Raw genomic sequence first — 15,209 nt, forward strand, 5'->3', positions numbered from 1 at the left:
CTAGATCGGACGGGCCGAGGTGGCGGCGTCGGCGAAGTCCGCGCTACGCGCCAGTTCAGCCCACCGGTCGACCCCGTCCAGACCGCGTTGGTAGCTCCCCGTAAGCCGCTCGACAGCCTCGGCACCCAGCGGCAGCCGGAGGGGGACTTCCGCGGAGTGGGCCAGGGAGACGATGATCTGCGCGGCCTTGACGGGGTCGCCTTCCTGGTTCCCGTCCGCACCAGACATATCGGCTCGCACGTCGGCCAGTATCTCGCGGTAGATCTCTGAGGTATCGGTGAAGTCGAGCACGTCGGCGGCGTTGAAGGCTGTACGAAATCGGCTGGGCTCGACCAACATCACGCGGATCCCGAACGGCGCGACCTCGCCGGCCAAGGCCTCTGACCAACCCTCCAACGCGAACTTCGACGCCGAATACGTCGAGACTCCCGGGAAGGACATCCGGCCGCCCTGGCTGCTCATCTGCACGATCGTCCCGCTTCCCTGTGCCCGCATGACCGGCAACGCCGCGCGCACCAGGGCGGCGGGACCGAACAGGTGCAGGTCCATCAGGTCGCGCAGCTGGGTATCGGTGACTTCCTCCGCGGCGCCGACGATGGCGCGGCCGGCATTGTTCACCACGACGTCCAACCGGCCGTAGCTTTCGACCGCCACCTGGACGAGGCCCTCGGCCGCGGTGGTGTCTCGAGCGTCGAATGCCACGCATTTGACTTGGCCGCCATAGCTGTTCGTCAGATGCGCGATGCTGTGGGGGTTACGCACTGCGGCCACGACGTGATCTCCCGCGGCAAGGGCAGCCTCGGTCAAGGCACGACCGAGGCCCTTCGATGCTCCGGTGATGATCCAGGTCTGTGATGGCGTCGGTGTTGTCATACCCGCGACGTTAGGAGTTCGAGCGCGCTCGAACGCAAACCTAACCCCGCCGGGTCGTATCTTGCCGATGGCGGCGTTCAGGCCGTGATGAACGCCAGCAGATCGGGGTTGAGGACATCCGCGTGCGTGGTCAGCATGCCGTGCGGATAGCCGACATACGTCTTCAATGCGCCGTTCTGAAGTACGTCGACCGCTCTGGGCACCGCGCTGGTGAACGGAACAATCTGATCGTCGTCGCCGTGCATCACCAGAACGGGAACGGTTATCGTCCGCAGATCCTCGGTGTAGTCCTGCAGCCAGGAAACGACGGTCTCGTAGTGCGCGTGGGCGCTACCAGACATGCCCTGCCGCCACCAGTTAGCGATGACCGCTTCCGACGGTTCAACCCCAGGTCGGTTGAATCCGTAGAACGGACCCTCGGGTACCGCGCGGTAGAACTCCGACCGATTTCCCAGAACACCCGCCCGCACCGCCTCGAACCACTCCGGGGGTTGGCCACCCGGATTGTTTTCGGCCCGTGCCATGCTCGGCGTTGGGGAGGACACCAGTACTGCCTTGGCGACGCGGTCCTGGTGGCGCGCCACGTAGCGCGCTACCTCCGCGCCGCCGGTGGAGTGCCCAATGTGGACCGCGTCGCGCAGATCCAGCTGTTCGGTCAACGTGGCCAGGTCGGCCACCCAGTGCTCGATGTCATTGCCAGTCCAAGCCTGCTCGGATCGGCCGTGGCCGCGTCGGTCATGGGCGATCACCCGATAGCCCTGGTGCAGGAAGAACATCATTTGGGCGTCCCAGTCGTCAGCCGTCAGCGGCCAGCCATGGCTGAAAACGATCGGCTGGCCAGAGCCCCAGTCCTTGTAGAAGATCTCGACGCCGTCCGATGTGGTGATGGTTGGCATTGGTGGCTCCTCTGTCGTCCTTTTTGCGGGGCTCTCCCGCGATCGAGAGGCAGTCAATGTCGGCCTACACGATCTGCAAATGTGTCTGTAAAAGTGCTAGTCCCGAACGATCATCAGGCGCGCGTCGATCACGTAGTCATGTAGTGCTGCGTTGTGGCGCAGATGAACTCATCGTCAGACCGTTCTGACTTAGATCGAAAAAGTCTGGTGGCCAGCATTTGCCGGTCTCATCCGATGCTATGTGTACGATCGGCGAAGAACAATGCCCGAAAAGTCGGATTACTTTGCCGAACCGCCACCTCCAGCAGAATGGCGGGCATCGTCTGAAGCCGAGGACGCGCTGTCGGAAATTCTCCACATCGTGCAGCTTCAGGGTCAGTCCGTCGCCCGCTACTCCCGGCGTGCACCCTTCAACATCGCCCTGCCAGCCGGTACCCGCCGGTTCCACATAGTCGAACAAGGCCCGATACGGATCCAGGCGCCAGGCATGCCTGCGATCCAGCCTTTGAATACCGGCGATCTCGTACTGTGCGCCCGCGGGGATGGCCATCACCTGCAAGCCGGACAGCCGATAAGCGCACGGGCGCCCCAGGATGCTGATCGTTGCCCGCCCAATGCCGCCACACCCAGCGACGCCCAGGCGCCGCGGTGGCTGACCGGCACATTCATCGCCAACGACACCATCGCCAATCCGGTCTTTTCGGTGCTCCCTTCCGCGATCGTCGTGAGCGCCCAGCCGCACGGCCAAGAATGGTTGCCGGTGACCCTGCAACTGTTGCTTGTCGAGGTCACGTCTCCAAGCCCAGGCTCCTCGGTGATGATTTCGCGCCTGTTGGATCTGTTGTTCATCCACGTCCTACGCGAATGGTCACGGCAGCAACCCACCACTGCTGGATGGCTGACCGCTGCAATGGATCCCGCGCTAAGCACCGTCCTCACGGCTATCCATCGCGACCTCAGTTACCCATGGTCGGTCGCTCACCTCGCCAGCATCGCCAACGTCTCCCGGACTGCGCTGGCCCAGCGGTTCACTCGACTCCTCGGCCGGCCGCCGTTGACCTACATCGCCGATCGTCGGCTCAGTCACGCCGCCGAGCTACTTCGCACCAGCACCTCGCCCGTAGCCGCCATCGCCAACCAGGTCGGCTACTCATCCGAAGCCGCCTTCAGTCGGGCCTTCCGCCGCCGCTACGGTCAGCCCCCGAGACAATGGAAAAACGTCACAGACATCAACTCCCCACCGCACCCCATTCCGTGAGGGTCAAAATCTGAGACGTCTTCATGCACTAGAGACGCGAGAGCGGTCGGGTCAGGGCGCGACGGGCGCCGGTTGCGGCAGCGGATGGGCGCCGTCAGTTCGTAACCCATCGAAGATGATGGCCAGATACCGCTGCCACAGCAGCGGCGGTGGGGCTGCGAGGTTTTCGACGATGTGGATGGGCGCGCACATCATGAGGAAGACGTCGGCCTCGGTGATGTCTGCTCTGATGGCACCCGACGTGCGCGCTCGGTCAACCAACGTTTCGAGGTGCTTGTGCAGCACATCGCGAACCTCAGTGACCCTCGGGTCGCCGGCGCTGGCTGACTGCAGGAACGTCAGATCGTGCCGTTGGCGTTGGTCGGCTGCGATGGTCAGGAACTCCAGGAGCGCGGCGCCCGCTTCCGGCGAGTCGGCCAGCCCCCGCGCGGCCTCTGCCAGCACGGCGATGTGCCCGCAGACAATGGCAGCGACCAGATCCTCTTTCGTCGGGAAGTGCCGGAACACGGTTCCCTTCGCCACCCCAGCCCGGCGGGCGATATCGGCCACCGACGCCGATGCACCACGTTCGGCGAACTCGTCCTCGGCCGCGGCCAACAACAAGGCGCGGTTGCGTGCTGCGTCCGCGCGGGTGGGTCGATCACTGGTAGTCACTGGGTCGAGAGTATCAAGTTGACCACTCGGTCATCTTGTGCGAACCTGGATTCAGCAATATGACCGAGTGGTCATATTAACGCTGGGCACGCGAAAAGCCTTGGAGGACATATGAAGCTACGCGGCGCGACCGCATTGGTAACCGGGACAAACCGGGGAATCGGCCACCACTTCGCCGTGGAACTGCTGCGCCGCGGAGCCAAGGTCTATGCCACGGCACGTCGCCCAGAACTGGTAGACGTCCCCGGTGCAGAGGTCGTCCGTCTGGACATCACCGACCAGTCGTCGGTGGACGCCGTCGCCGCCTTGGCCGGCGATGTGGATGTCCTGATCAACAATGCCGCCGACACCGCTGGGGGAAACCTCGTCACCGGAGATCTGGACGCGATCCGGTCAACGATAGATTCGAACTACTACGGCACCCTGGCCATGATCCGAGCCTTCGCGCCCATCCTTGCGCGCAACGGCGGGGGAGCCATCCTCAACGTCCTGTCGGCGGCGGCGTGGACCACTGTCGAGGGGAACACTGCCTACGCGGCCGCGAAGTCGGCGCAGTGGGGTTTGACCAATGGCGTGCGACTCGAACTTGCCTCGCAAGGGACTCAGGTGGCCGCCCTGGTGCCCGGACTGATCGGCACGCAGACCCTTCTCGACTTCGCAGAGCGTCACGGCATCGAGTTCCCTGACGGCGCCGTGATGGACCCGGCCGATCTCGTTCGGTTGGCGCTCGACGGGCTGGAAGCCGACGAGATCGAGATCCTGGACCCGATAGCGGTCGACGCGAAGGCGAGTCTCACCGGGCCGCCGCGCGCATTTGCGTTGTAGGCAAATGCCCGCTGTCGTTCCTCTAGAAGCGAAACCGCGCGGCCCCACACCGTGAAAGACGACTCGGTTCGGATACTGTCGCCCGGACGCTACTGGGGGAGAGTGCGAAGTGGACGGGTTCGACCGTGTTGTGGCGTCCAAGTCAGCAACCAAGCCGGCGGCTATCAGTTGGCCCTTTGCAATCGACCGGCGCGTAGACCAGCTTGTGTCCCGCGCCAACGAAGCCGGCGCGAACACTCGACGCAATGAACTCATAGCGGCCATCGTCGCCGCCGCCGAAACTGAACCCGAGGCCCTTCTTCATGCCGTTATCGCTTGGCGCAAACTTCACGTCCGAGACGTCGTCCTCGAAGTCGAACAAGCAGCGCAAATTGTGTCGATTCCTAGATACCGGCCCGGTCGACGGCGAACTGGCTGATGTGTTTGTCCAGGGGGATCGACGTCAAGAGTGCCGTCGTGACATTCCAATGCCGGTGTGCAAGAGAACGCGGCCTGTCCCCGATGCCAGTCAGCCTGGGTCCGGAGTCGGATGTGCCGACTGAATCGAAGCAGGATCTTGACCACGGATTCGAGGCTTTCGGCGCAACGCGGTGACCCGTGCCGACTTCCGTGGTGAGGCCGGCTTTCCTGATTTTTGGGTCAGTCGGTTGAGCTCAGCAAGCTTCGCGGCGCATTCCACGCACCCGCGTGGATCACGACACTGTTCAGGCGAGCGCGGCCAGAACCATCGCGATGTTCACGCCAATTGAATTAGCCAGTTGTGCAACGCTTTCAGGCATTTTCTCCGGGCTCTTACCTCGCGGATAGCTACTCCCTGCCGGTAGTCCCTCCGCGAGCATTGTCGTTGGAGTGCTTAGCGGCGATGGCCGCCGGAAGATCCTCCAAATCTGCGAGCGTGTTTCGGCGAGCAGGAGAGTGTTGTTGTGGCACAGCAGGACACAGCTGCCCCGGGCGCCTCGGGCTACAACGGCGTAGGTTTTCTGGTGACGCTCGACGAGTGTGGCGATCCGGGCCGCGAAACGCCTCGGGACTAGGTTCCCGCAATCGGCAACCCATGCCGCATTTATCAAGTCCACGGCGATCCCTTCAGCCGCGAAGGCGGCGAGAAGTTCGGCGTAGGGGTCTTCCCGGGACGCCTTTGCCAGCGAGATGACCCTCTCCACGTCCCGCCAATCTGCGACACGGCTGAAACGCTGCGCTGGCTGATACAGGTATTTCTCGATGAGTTCTGGGTCGGCGTCGGCGGCACGGTCACCGATCGCTGTCCACGCTCGCTGCAGAACGATGTCCCGCGGCCGTCCTCCGTGCAGCGTGGCGTCCTGAGCGAGTAGCGCCAAACCTACGCCAACGAGGGCGCCGACGTATGGCTCGACCCTGTCTGGCAGGTCATCCACTGCAGTCGGTGGCATCGCGATGAGGACGTCGGCGAGTTGGTCGGCCCACTCTTCGTCGTCCGACCCCCACACTCCGGCGGCAAGTAAGTCGAGGTGCAGTTGCGATACCAGCATGCGAAGTTCGACGGCGGGCGCCGGATTCGCGGTGACGGCTCGGCGTAACTGTGACGCCCAAGCCCGCATTCGCTGGCGTTGTTCCGCGGGGATGTCCGGCGGGGGGCGACGATCCGAGAGGTCCTCGACGGCCTCGTCCTCGCCTTCGCGCTCGTCGTCGGGGGGTTCCTCGGCGTCCAGGGAGACCGTAGAGTCGACGGCCCACGTCGAGTCAGGGGTACGGGTAGTGGCCAGGGCTGTAGGAAAGAGTCCCGTTGTCAGTGCCGGTCCCAGCGCCACCTCAACATCGTTGAGCCAGGACCCCCATCGGTCGTTGTCGTCCACGGCGACGTCGCGCGGGGTCGCGGCACCCGAGGGAGCCGCAGCTCGGTGGGCGGCATTGGCCTTCAACAAGTTCAGTAGGTCGCTCTCGAACCGGGCTCGCAGCTCGTCATCGGTGAAGATGGTCGTGTAGTCGCGTGTGAGCCGGGGTGTCGAGGCCTGGCCGGTTCGCGGCAGGCACGCTGCGGTGTCGGTCAGGAACACCACTGAACTGGTGACTGTCTGATCACCGATCGTGGCCGTCGCTCGAACGGCGGCGCCGGCCGGCTCTGGTGCCAGATACTCTGCAACGACGACGCCATGGCGGCCCTCGGCTACTTCGAGTGTGTGGTACGGACGCCACTGTGCTGGTGCGGCTGTCGATGCCATCTCAATCGTGATTCGCGCAGGCTTGCGGCAGATCATTTCGACGGAGATTCCTATGTCGCTGGCCCGTGCTCCGAGCAATGTGACGACTGCGGTCGCGCGGTTGTCGACGGGCGAGATGGTATGGCGGAGCTGAATTTCGGATTCCTCGACCGCGACGCCATCGGGCAGCAGCGAATCGGTGACCGAACTGACAGCGGCGAGTTCGCAGTTCCCCCCGTGGCGGGTGGCGATCAGTAGCGCGACCCGGCTGAGGTTCGGGCTGCCCACCATGGCGCTGAGCGCATCACCTATCCGCCACTCGACGAGCTTTCCGTGACTGAGGCGCTTACCTTGCTCAGACAGCCACCGGAATTCGACCCGATCGACGCCGCGTGCGGCTGCGGCCACCTTCCCTCCGTCGTAGCTGCTGAGTTCGGGTTGCAGCGCCACCGTTAGCGATTTGGGTTGCAGTCGAGCGACCAGGGCGGCGAGGGCCGCGGCATCGGGGTCGAGGAACGGGGCGCTGACACCCAACGTATCCACCGCGAGCTCAGGCAGTTGGTCGAGGATCGGGCGGTCGAGATTGCCGAGAATCCGCACCGCCGAGTTCTCGATCGTCTGCGGGCGGACCATGTCCGCGATCTGGGTGACGACGGCAGCGATCCAGCTCGGCATGTGCACCGCAGGATGGCCGGCGAGATCCCTCAGCCAGTCGGCGAGGTCGACGAGTGCTGCCGGGCCGTGTGATCGGCCGCCGCGCAACACAATCCAGAGTTCGTCGTTGTGGCCCCACCCGGCGGTCGTCGGATTGCCCGAGCCGATCGCCACCCACACGTCGTTCTCACCGACGAAGACTGCGAGCTTCGGGTGGAACGCGCCGGTACAAACAACATGTGCGTGCTGATAAGAGCGGCCGGCGCGCCGCACGTCCACGGGGTCGTGAACGGCGTGATGCGCATCGCTGAGAATCGTCACCCGTGCGCCCAAGCCCCGAGCCAATGCGATCACTCGCTGCTCAACGAACAACAGATCCAGGGTGTAGCCGGTGAGCAACACTTCGCTCAGTGCTGCGCCGGCGTCATACCATTGCCGTAGCAGTGTCAACGGTGAGCAGAAGTCGAATCGCACCCGCTCGCTCACGGCAGCCCCATCACGCTACTACCCACTTCGGTGACGGTAACCCCATCGGCATCCGAGGACAGCATGCCGAGCTGGTGAGCGATCCTGCCCAGGGATTCAGCTCGAAATCCGACGTTGTCCGCGCTTTCGGTTCCCAACGCGAAGTAACGCCCCTCTCTCTCAGCGAGTTTTGTCGGGAGCACGATCCGACCGCCATCGGTGACCTCGAGCTTGCTCAGAGCAATGCGATGCGATTGCGCGAGCATGTCGTCGACGATCAGCGATGCGAAGTCCCGCACCGTTTCGTGTGATGCCTCGGACGCGCGAGAACCCACCCACAGTGGGTCGAGGTATGCCCGCCGTGGCGCCTGCCGTCCACCGCGGAAGGCCGCCAACGCCTCCCCGTGGAGCTCACCCAAGCGGCGAGCACCCAACAGCAACGTGGCCAGAGCTATTTCAAGCTCTCCGCGATCGGCCAGTTCGTCCTCGGCCGGGCGCGGATGGCCGGCGGCATCCGCCGTCGGCGGAAGGTCTGCCAGGAATGCGTCCAACTGCCCTTCTGGCATCTGTCCACGCACCCAGTCGTGCAGTTCGTTCCGTTGCACGGGCTCTGGTGCTTCACGCACCTCATCGACCAGCCGTGCCCACCACAGTCGCCAGGCTCCCACGAACCGGTGCCGCAGCAGCAATCCCCGCCATGCCGCGGCCCGGGCACTCTCCTGCCGGAAGATGACGTCGCTGGTCAGCTGCTCGCCATAGGCGATGCCGTCATAGGCAACTCGCCGCCAATCGCTTTGTCCGGGCTGCAATTGCACGGCGCGGCAGAAGATCCGCAGTGTCGCGCGGCGAGTTTGGTCATCGCCTGTCCACTCGGCCGCGCCACTAGCGGTCATCACCTCGCGTAGCGGGGCTACATACGGTGCGGATGGCCCGCCGTGCGCGATGGGAAGGATGTCCGGAAGATCGTCGTTGGTCACGGGACGGGCCGCGATGATCTCTGTGAGCGGAGCGAACATGTCCAGGATCGCGTCCGGACAGCGACGCCGACCCACCCGCAGCGCATTCTTGTCCGTCGTCACGAGACCGACAGTGGTAGCCGGCCCGATGTACTGCGACCAGAAGCCCGATACTCGATCCGAGTATGTTTGCGCACCGACTTCGCTCAGACGGTCGGCCAGGCCGTCGGCGAGGAGCTTCCGCACCGTGTCCGCGCCGTGTAGGTGGCCGGGCCCAGAGCGGTCGCCGGTCGTCGGGGAAATCAGCGATGCCCAGGCGAGGGCCGACTCCGCACGTCGAATCAAAGTTCGGCAACCGGCGGCGTCGGAGTCGCGCGCAGACGCAAGATCAGCAAGCGCCCAGTACAACGCAAAGTGCAGAGCGCTATCGCTCAGCGTGGAGATACCGGGCACCAACACACTGACCATGCGCAGAACGGGCGCTTCCACGGCCAATGGGTAGCGGCTCGTTCGCTTGCTCATCCCGGGCGCCGACCACGCCGGCCCGTCGGTCGAAAGCAAGGATGCTGTTTCGCCGTTCAGTGGTCACCCCCAACAAGTTATGAACCATAGACCGTTCGGCAGGCCCACGAATCGCAGTTCAGGGCAGAAGGTCGAGCTGCATTTGGCGGAACCGCCTGACGTATGTCGCGATTATCGGCAATGCGGAACGCTCCCCTTAACGCGCGACGCGCCCGCAATTCCAACGAAATTGGCTGGAAAACTACTCTGCTGGCGCCGGCGCCGCGTACGCGTGCGCGAAGACACTGGCCACGACACGTGCTAGCGGAGCGCACAACCCATTCCAGTCGGTAGGGATGGCTACTTGCCGGGTCGTCGGACCGTAGTGAACGAGGCTGTTTCGTAGCTCCCTCAACCCCGTGGCAACGCGAACCGACGCAGTGTCACTGTCCGCGTCATGGCCGAACGCGAGGGCCAAGGCTTCGAGGTCGGTGGCGTCAATCGTCGGCATCGCGAGCACTGCGGCCAGCGACTGATCATGGCGTGGGTACCAGCTGAGCGTGTCGCCAAGTGCCCGCGCAACGTCAACCCAAGACCCATCTATCCCGAGAGTGCTCGCCAATTCCGTGGCCTTGGCGTATGCATAGGTAGCTTCTAGACAGCGGTACAAAGCCAGAAACAGATTCGATGGGTTGAGGTCCAGCACCGCTCGGGTCAGGAACTCGTACGGAAGGCCGGCAACCCGCTGCTCCGCGAGCAATGCGAGCTCTTCTGCGAGGTCCGGTTCGATCCACCCATTGCCATGTGCGCCCTGTTTCGCGCAGACGGCGAGGACGTTGGCATGGAAGTTCGGTGTGCCGGCCACGTCGTCGTCGATCTCTAACATGCGTAAGGGTGGATAGAGCTTCATTACGTCGGCGACATCATGGCCTTGATATTCGGCGTCGGCCTTGCTCCCCGCTCCAACGACGTTGAGGACCAGCGCGGGACTGACTGATGGGTCTACCTCAAGGTCGGCAAGCATCGCGACCACGAGTCCGGGGGCTAGGTCGACCTCTCGAATCCGCTCCGCCCGGGCCAACCCCTCGGCATCGAACCCGGCGAGCGCCAGTACTTCGCCGCCCGGTGTCTTGATGAGAGCGGCGGCCTGGGCTCGTCCGAACTTCAGGTGCGCGACCCGTTTGGACGCGACGAGAACGTCGTACTCGGTCTCATCGAGAAAAATGTAGCGTTCTCCGTCGGGGACCGACGTTCCGCGATCGGCGGCGTACTTACCAAGCTTTCCGAAAATGGTGGCTGCGGTGTCCTCGGCACTGCGTGACACTGCTATGCCGCCCGCCAGCAAATCTCCATAGACACGACGTCGAAGTGCTCATCGACGAGCACTTTGAAGGCCTCTTGAAAGACTCCGCGTTCGTAGCGCCCGACTTGACCGACGCGCCTATCAAGGACTTCCTCGAGAACATCGAGGCGGAGGAAGTCGCGGAGGTCTTGATCATCCAGCGTCTCAAGTTTGGCGAGGAACGCTCCATGCTCGGACTTCAGCCGATTCAAGGCGGCCGCTTTCTGCTCAGAATCGCGTTCCTCGCCCGGACGGCCGATGATCTTAATCCCAAGCGCAACAGCGAATCCGATGCGCGCTGGTTGCCTGTCGAACACCTGGCGTCCGCTTAGCCCGGCCTCATCAGTTGACGTGGCGCGCGCGAAGGCCTTGTCGAGATCGACCAGCATGCGAAGCACCTCGTAGAACTGATCCTGAAAGTTGGCATCGTCTAAGTTCTCGACAAAGTCCAGCCGGGAGAACTCGTCCGAGACCTGCTCCTTGGTGTCTATCGTTGCCTTCCGCAACGAGAACGCCATGTACATCTCGACAATCGAGTCGAACCTTAGTTGCGCGGGGCCCACCCTGCGCCCCGGCTCATCCGGGGTGATCAGCTTCTCAATCGTGGGAACTCGTTCCCGGAGTTCTCCAAGCATCGATGCGAACACCACGGCGATCTGACGATCAAGGGTCCAGGGCACTTGGCCGGTGTTAAGCACCAGCATGCGATAGATCAGGGCGCGCACACTCTCCGTTAACCAGAACTCGACTCGAATCGGCCGGCTGAGAACCGACTCATCCTTGTCACTTGCCGCGCGCAGAGCAGCGGTGCGCTGCATTCCGTCGATGATAGAAACGGCCTCGCCAGGGACGCCCGTCAAGATTGTGCGGAGAGCGTCGTAGTCCGGGGGTGGCAACTCCTTAAATGTGGACTGGTCGACAACAACCCCGATGACTATGGGCGGTAACACCGTCCCCTTTACAAGGTCCGAAACCATACGGTCTCGTATCCGACGAGCCGTTGTCGTGCCCAGGACAGCGCGTTGTCCTTCGATCCCCCCTTGGCTGGCAAGGGGCTTCGCGACGACCTGCAGATAATCGCCGATCGCCATCTGGGTCATGACGGAGTAGCAGTCAATTCGGGAATCGTAAATCGCATCCACAGGAACCCGATCACCTGTGACTACCGGCTCATTCATGAGCAGCCTTCCGTTAACAGAGGAATGATCAAGAGCAAGCGTCGAAACGGGGATACCGCGACCACCCGAGCTTTGCTTGCCAGGTCGTCATGAGCTAGTTGACTCATCAGACTGCCGCATCCGGCCGGTCAATCAGCTGTCGTGCAACGTGCTCGGCGAAGGCAGGATCGGCGTGGATGCGCGCCACGACGTCATCGGCGATCTTGTCTACATCAATCGGACCCAAAGGCACTTGCCCCGCTGTCTGAGGCGGAAAGCCGACGTCCACGCGTCGGGTGTACACACTCTCACCGTCATCTCCGTACGCACTCAGAACATGGTCGTATACGAGCTGAACCTTCTCGCGGAAGACATCGACTGTGTATGGCGTCTCCGGTAAACCGTCGTCGAGTACGCGGCGGATGGTGCTGTTGACGTCGTTCATCACGTCGACCTTGCGTCGCCAATCCTCGACGAGCTTTTCATGCAGGTGCTGAAGCAGTGTCTTCGCGCTCGCCTGAACTCTTTCTCGTTCCTCCGCGGTGAGCACGGGATCGGGTTGCGTTAGGAGGTCGAAGATCGCAAGTTCTTCCTCGGTCATGCCTTCGCGAACCGCTCGTTCCTCTTCAGACGTGAGAGTCCTCGAAAGCTCGATGAGACGACGCAGATACTCATCGATATTGACGCTGCCCGCGTTGTAGTCGGCAATCAGCTGCTCGATACGCTCGACCAGCTCGTAGCGCGTCGGGTTCCGCAACGCCGCGCCGATGGCTTGCTGCCGAAGAAGCTGAGCCATCCTGTCGGTCTCTGCGCGCTTGCGGCCGGCCAGTCTCGCTGCGAGTCCGTCAAAATCGATCTGCGATAGGTCGATCAGTGGGTCCGGCTTGCGACCCTCGGCAGCAGCGCGGATGATGTACTCCGCGGCCCCCACCGATCGATCCAGCAGGGCGTCTACGGCGTCGGCGACAACTCCAATGTCAGGTGTCGGCGGCTTAGTAACTTCGTGAATACGCTCGGCCAACACCCGGATTGCAGCGACGGTACGTTGCTGTGCAGCCGCTTTCGGGTTTGGGAGCAGTGCCTTGAATAGCCGGCGGACCTGCCGAGCCCTAGTCGTGAAGTCGTTGCGGGTCTGTTCGTTAACCAACAACGCCTCGACGGCAGCGTCCCGTTTAGCCACGTGGTCGAAGCCCTGGGCATCGCGCATTGCGATCAGCTCAACGCCGACGCCCGCACAGAAAGCGATCATATCTGCGACGGCCGCGTCGAGTTCACCCGCGAGGGAATCGATGATCTCAATAGGCGATTCCCCCTCCTTGGCTGCGCCGTAGACGGCGAGAGCCTTCTCCAAGTTCCGGAAGACTCCGACGTAATCGACAATGAGACCGTTGTCCTTCTCCGGGAAGACGCGGTTGGCGCGAGCGATGGTCTGCATGAGGGTGTGGTTTTTCATCGGCCTGTCGAGGTAGACGGTCGACACGCTCGGGGCGTCGAAGCCGGTCATCCACATCGCGCACACAAACACCAGCCGCAAAGGATCGGTCGGGTCTTTGAACTTCTCGGCAAGGTCTTCGCGGTTCATCCGCTCGCGGTGCGGACGGATGTCGAGGCCCAGGTCATCGAGCATCTTCAGCTCGTTCTGACTTTGCGAAACCACGACCGCCATGTCGGTGGTTTCCATCAGCTCAATCCGCGATACCACCCACGGCCGTTCCAGCTCCGGTAGCGCATCGTGCTGGCGTCGCAGGTCAGAAAGGTGCTCGGCCCACGCCTCCTTAACGAGGTCATACATCCTCACGGCCGCTGCTTTGTCGAGGCCAACGTACATCGCCTTTCCGGAGAATCCCCGCCCGACGAAGTGCGCAACTAGGTCTTTGGCGAGGGTTTTCAGGCGTTCGGGACGAGTCAGCAGGGTGTACTGCGTACCGAATTTGCGTGCCAGCGCACCCTCAGCGTCTTCATCGAGCTCGGCTTCCTCCAGGAGCGCGTCGAGTTCGTCTGCGAACTCAACGTTCGTGAGTTGTAGCTCTGGGATCCGGTTTTCGTAGTAGAGCGGGACCGTGGCGCCATCTTCGACGGCATCACCGAAGTTGTAGATGCTCACGTAGTCACCGAACTGCTGACGGGTCGCCTGCTCTTCGCCAGCAATCAGCGGGGTTCCGGTAAAGCCCATCATCGAGGCGTTGGGCAGCGCGGTCCGCATGTTGAGAGCGAGGGTGTCATATTGGCTGCGGTGTGCCTCATCGGTGATGACGATGATGTCTGACCGGTCGGACAGCACCGGCATCTCTCGTTCACCCTTGGACGGTTGGAACTTCTGGATGAGGGTGAAGACGTAACGGTGGTCGGCCGCCAACAGTTCACGCAGGTGCGCTATGGAGTCTGCGTGGATCCGCGCTTCGGGTGGGATCGCACCGGCGTCAGCGAACTCTCCGTGGAGTTGCGTGTCGAGTTCGGTTCTGTCAGTGACCATTACGAAGGTCCACTTGCCCCGGACATGCCGGAGCACCTTTTGAGTGAACCACAACATCGACAGACTCTTGCCCGACCCCTGGGTATGCCAGAAGACGCCAAGGCGTTTGTCGTGCACAGCGCGCGCCCGATCGAGATTCTCAATCGCAGCGTTGACGCCGAGGTACTGGTGCGAACGTGCGACGATCTTGATCAATCCGCCGGGGCGTTCCATGTAACCGACGAAGTTCTCGAACAGGTCGAGCAGGTTCGCAGGATCGCAGGTGCCTCGTAGAGCTGTCTGCAATGCGATCTCGCTACGTGCCCCGAAGGCGTCGATAACCTTCCAGTCCGAGAAGTACTCCCACGGGGCATATGTCGACCCGACTTTCGCCTCGCTTCCGTTGGACAGCAGGACAAGACAGTTTGGTATGAAGAGCTGCGGGATGGTGTCGCGGTAGTCGGTGACGTTGTCGTCGAAGGCCGACTTGACCGGCGCATTCGGCTCCTTGAATTCCAGCACTGCCAGCGGTACGCCGTTGACGAACAGGGCAACGTCGAGGCGGCGGCTGTGCAATGGGCCCTTAACCCACATTTGCTGAACAGCCAGCCGGTCGTTGTTTGTGGAGTCCCGCAGATCGAGGTACCGCAGTATCCCAATCTGCTTGTCTCCGTTGTCATCTACCCACTCGGCCTGGTAGCCGTCGCGCAGCAGGTCATAGACTTCGCGGTTGGCGCGGACCCGATCCATCACCGAGCGGTCCTTTGTCAGCGCCTCAATCGCTTCGTCGATTGCGATGTCGGGCACGTCCTCGGCGTTTAGGTTCCGCATCGCTATGCGCAGGCGATGCGTCAGAATCACGTCGTGCTGAGAATCACGCCCAAGGGTGCCTTCGACGCCAAGAATTTCGTGGAAGGCATCGACAGGGGTCCAGCCGAGCTCAGCCAACAACTCCATGCTGGGCTTCTCGACGTAGTCGTACTCTGGACCCCTTGCCAT

The 15,209-nt window shown here is 62.8% G+C and carries 11 protein-coding genes; 2 read left to right on the top strand and 9 right to left on the bottom strand.

Annotated features, from left to right (window positions below; translation table 11 throughout):
- Together QN239_RS02055 and QN239_RS02060 are read right to left on the bottom strand one after the other, a co-directional pair.
- Positions 1–873 carry an SDR family NAD(P)-dependent oxidoreductase gene (locus QN239_RS02055; RefSeq protein ID WP_499007961.1) on the bottom strand — a complete coding sequence of 291 codons (873 nt, stop codon included), beginning with the start codon at positions 871–873 and terminating at the stop codon, positions 1–3.
- A 77-nt stretch (positions 874–950) separates the two neighbouring features.
- Positions 951–1,769 carry an alpha/beta fold hydrolase gene (locus QN239_RS02060; protein WP_499007963.1) on the bottom strand — a complete coding sequence of 273 codons (819 nt, stop codon included), beginning with the start codon at positions 1,767–1,769 and terminating at the stop codon, positions 951–953.
- A gap of 262 nt (positions 1,770–2,031) precedes the next feature.
- Here QN239_RS02060 and QN239_RS02065 point away from each other — a divergent pair, with 262 nt between their 5' ends.
- Positions 2,032–3,027 carry an AraC family transcriptional regulator gene (locus QN239_RS02065; RefSeq protein ID WP_499007964.1) on the top strand — a complete coding sequence of 332 codons (996 nt, stop codon included), beginning with the start codon at positions 2,032–2,034 and terminating at the stop codon, positions 3,025–3,027.
- Between the two features lie 51 nt (positions 3,028–3,078).
- Here the strand turns inward: QN239_RS02065 and QN239_RS02070 are convergent, their stop codons facing one another.
- A complete protein-coding gene (locus tag QN239_RS02070; RefSeq protein ID WP_499007965.1) occupies positions 3,079–3,681 on the bottom strand; it encodes a TetR/AcrR family transcriptional regulator in 603 nt (200 codons plus the stop codon).
- A 111-nt stretch (positions 3,682–3,792) separates the two neighbouring features.
- On the opposite strand from QN239_RS02070, the gene QN239_RS02075 reads away from it, so the two are divergent.
- Entirely contained in the window at positions 3,793–4,506 is a 714-nt protein-coding gene (locus QN239_RS02075; protein ID WP_499007966.1) for an SDR family NAD(P)-dependent oxidoreductase, read from the top strand.
- Positions 4,507–4,648: 142 nt separating this feature from the next.
- On the opposite strand, the gene QN239_RS02080 is transcribed toward QN239_RS02075, so the two are convergent.
- The 6 genes from QN239_RS02080 to QN239_RS02105 all read right to left on the bottom strand — a co-directional run bounded on the left by QN239_RS02080 (position 4,649) and on the right by QN239_RS02105 (position 15,167).
- Positions 4,649–4,867 (bottom strand): hypothetical protein, encoded by a 219-nt coding sequence (locus QN239_RS02080; protein ID WP_499007968.1) that lies wholly within the window; start codon positions 4,865–4,867, stop codon positions 4,649–4,651.
- 343 nt (positions 4,868–5,210) lie between these two features.
- Positions 5,211–7,823, bottom strand: a complete 2,613-nt coding sequence (locus QN239_RS02085) for a phospholipase D-like domain-containing protein (RefSeq protein ID WP_499007969.1) — start codon at positions 7,821–7,823, stop codon at positions 5,211–5,213.
- Positions 7,820–9,247: a hypothetical protein gene (locus QN239_RS02090; RefSeq protein WP_499007970.1), complete on the bottom strand. Its 1,428-nt coding sequence runs from the start codon at positions 9,245–9,247 to the stop codon at positions 7,820–7,822. Before QN239_RS02090 ends, QN239_RS02085 begins: the two co-directional genes overlap by 4 nt.
- 274 nt (positions 9,248–9,521) lie before the next feature.
- The gene (locus tag QN239_RS02095) at positions 9,522–10,604 is read right to left on the bottom strand and encodes a hypothetical protein (protein WP_499007972.1); all 1,083 of its coding nucleotides are present in this window, start codon (positions 10,602–10,604) and stop codon (positions 9,522–9,524) included.
- Positions 10,586–11,779, bottom strand: coding sequence for a hypothetical protein (locus tag QN239_RS02100; protein ID WP_499007974.1), 1,194 nt, complete (start codon positions 11,777–11,779; stop codon positions 10,586–10,588). The genes QN239_RS02095 and QN239_RS02100 overlap by 19 nt, the downstream gene beginning before the upstream one ends.
- Positions 11,780–11,885: 106 nt before the next feature.
- Positions 11,886–15,167, bottom strand: a complete 3,282-nt coding sequence (locus QN239_RS02105) for a type I restriction endonuclease subunit R (RefSeq protein ID WP_499007975.1) — start codon at positions 15,165–15,167, stop codon at positions 11,886–11,888.
- Between the last annotated feature and the right edge of the window lie 42 nt (positions 15,168–15,209).

The sequence above is a fragment of the Mycolicibacterium sp. Y3 genome, assembly GCF_051188035.1.
In the GTDB taxonomy this organism is placed as follows: Bacteria; Actinomycetota; Actinomycetes; order Mycobacteriales; family Mycobacteriaceae; genus Mycobacterium; species Mycobacterium fluoranthenivorans.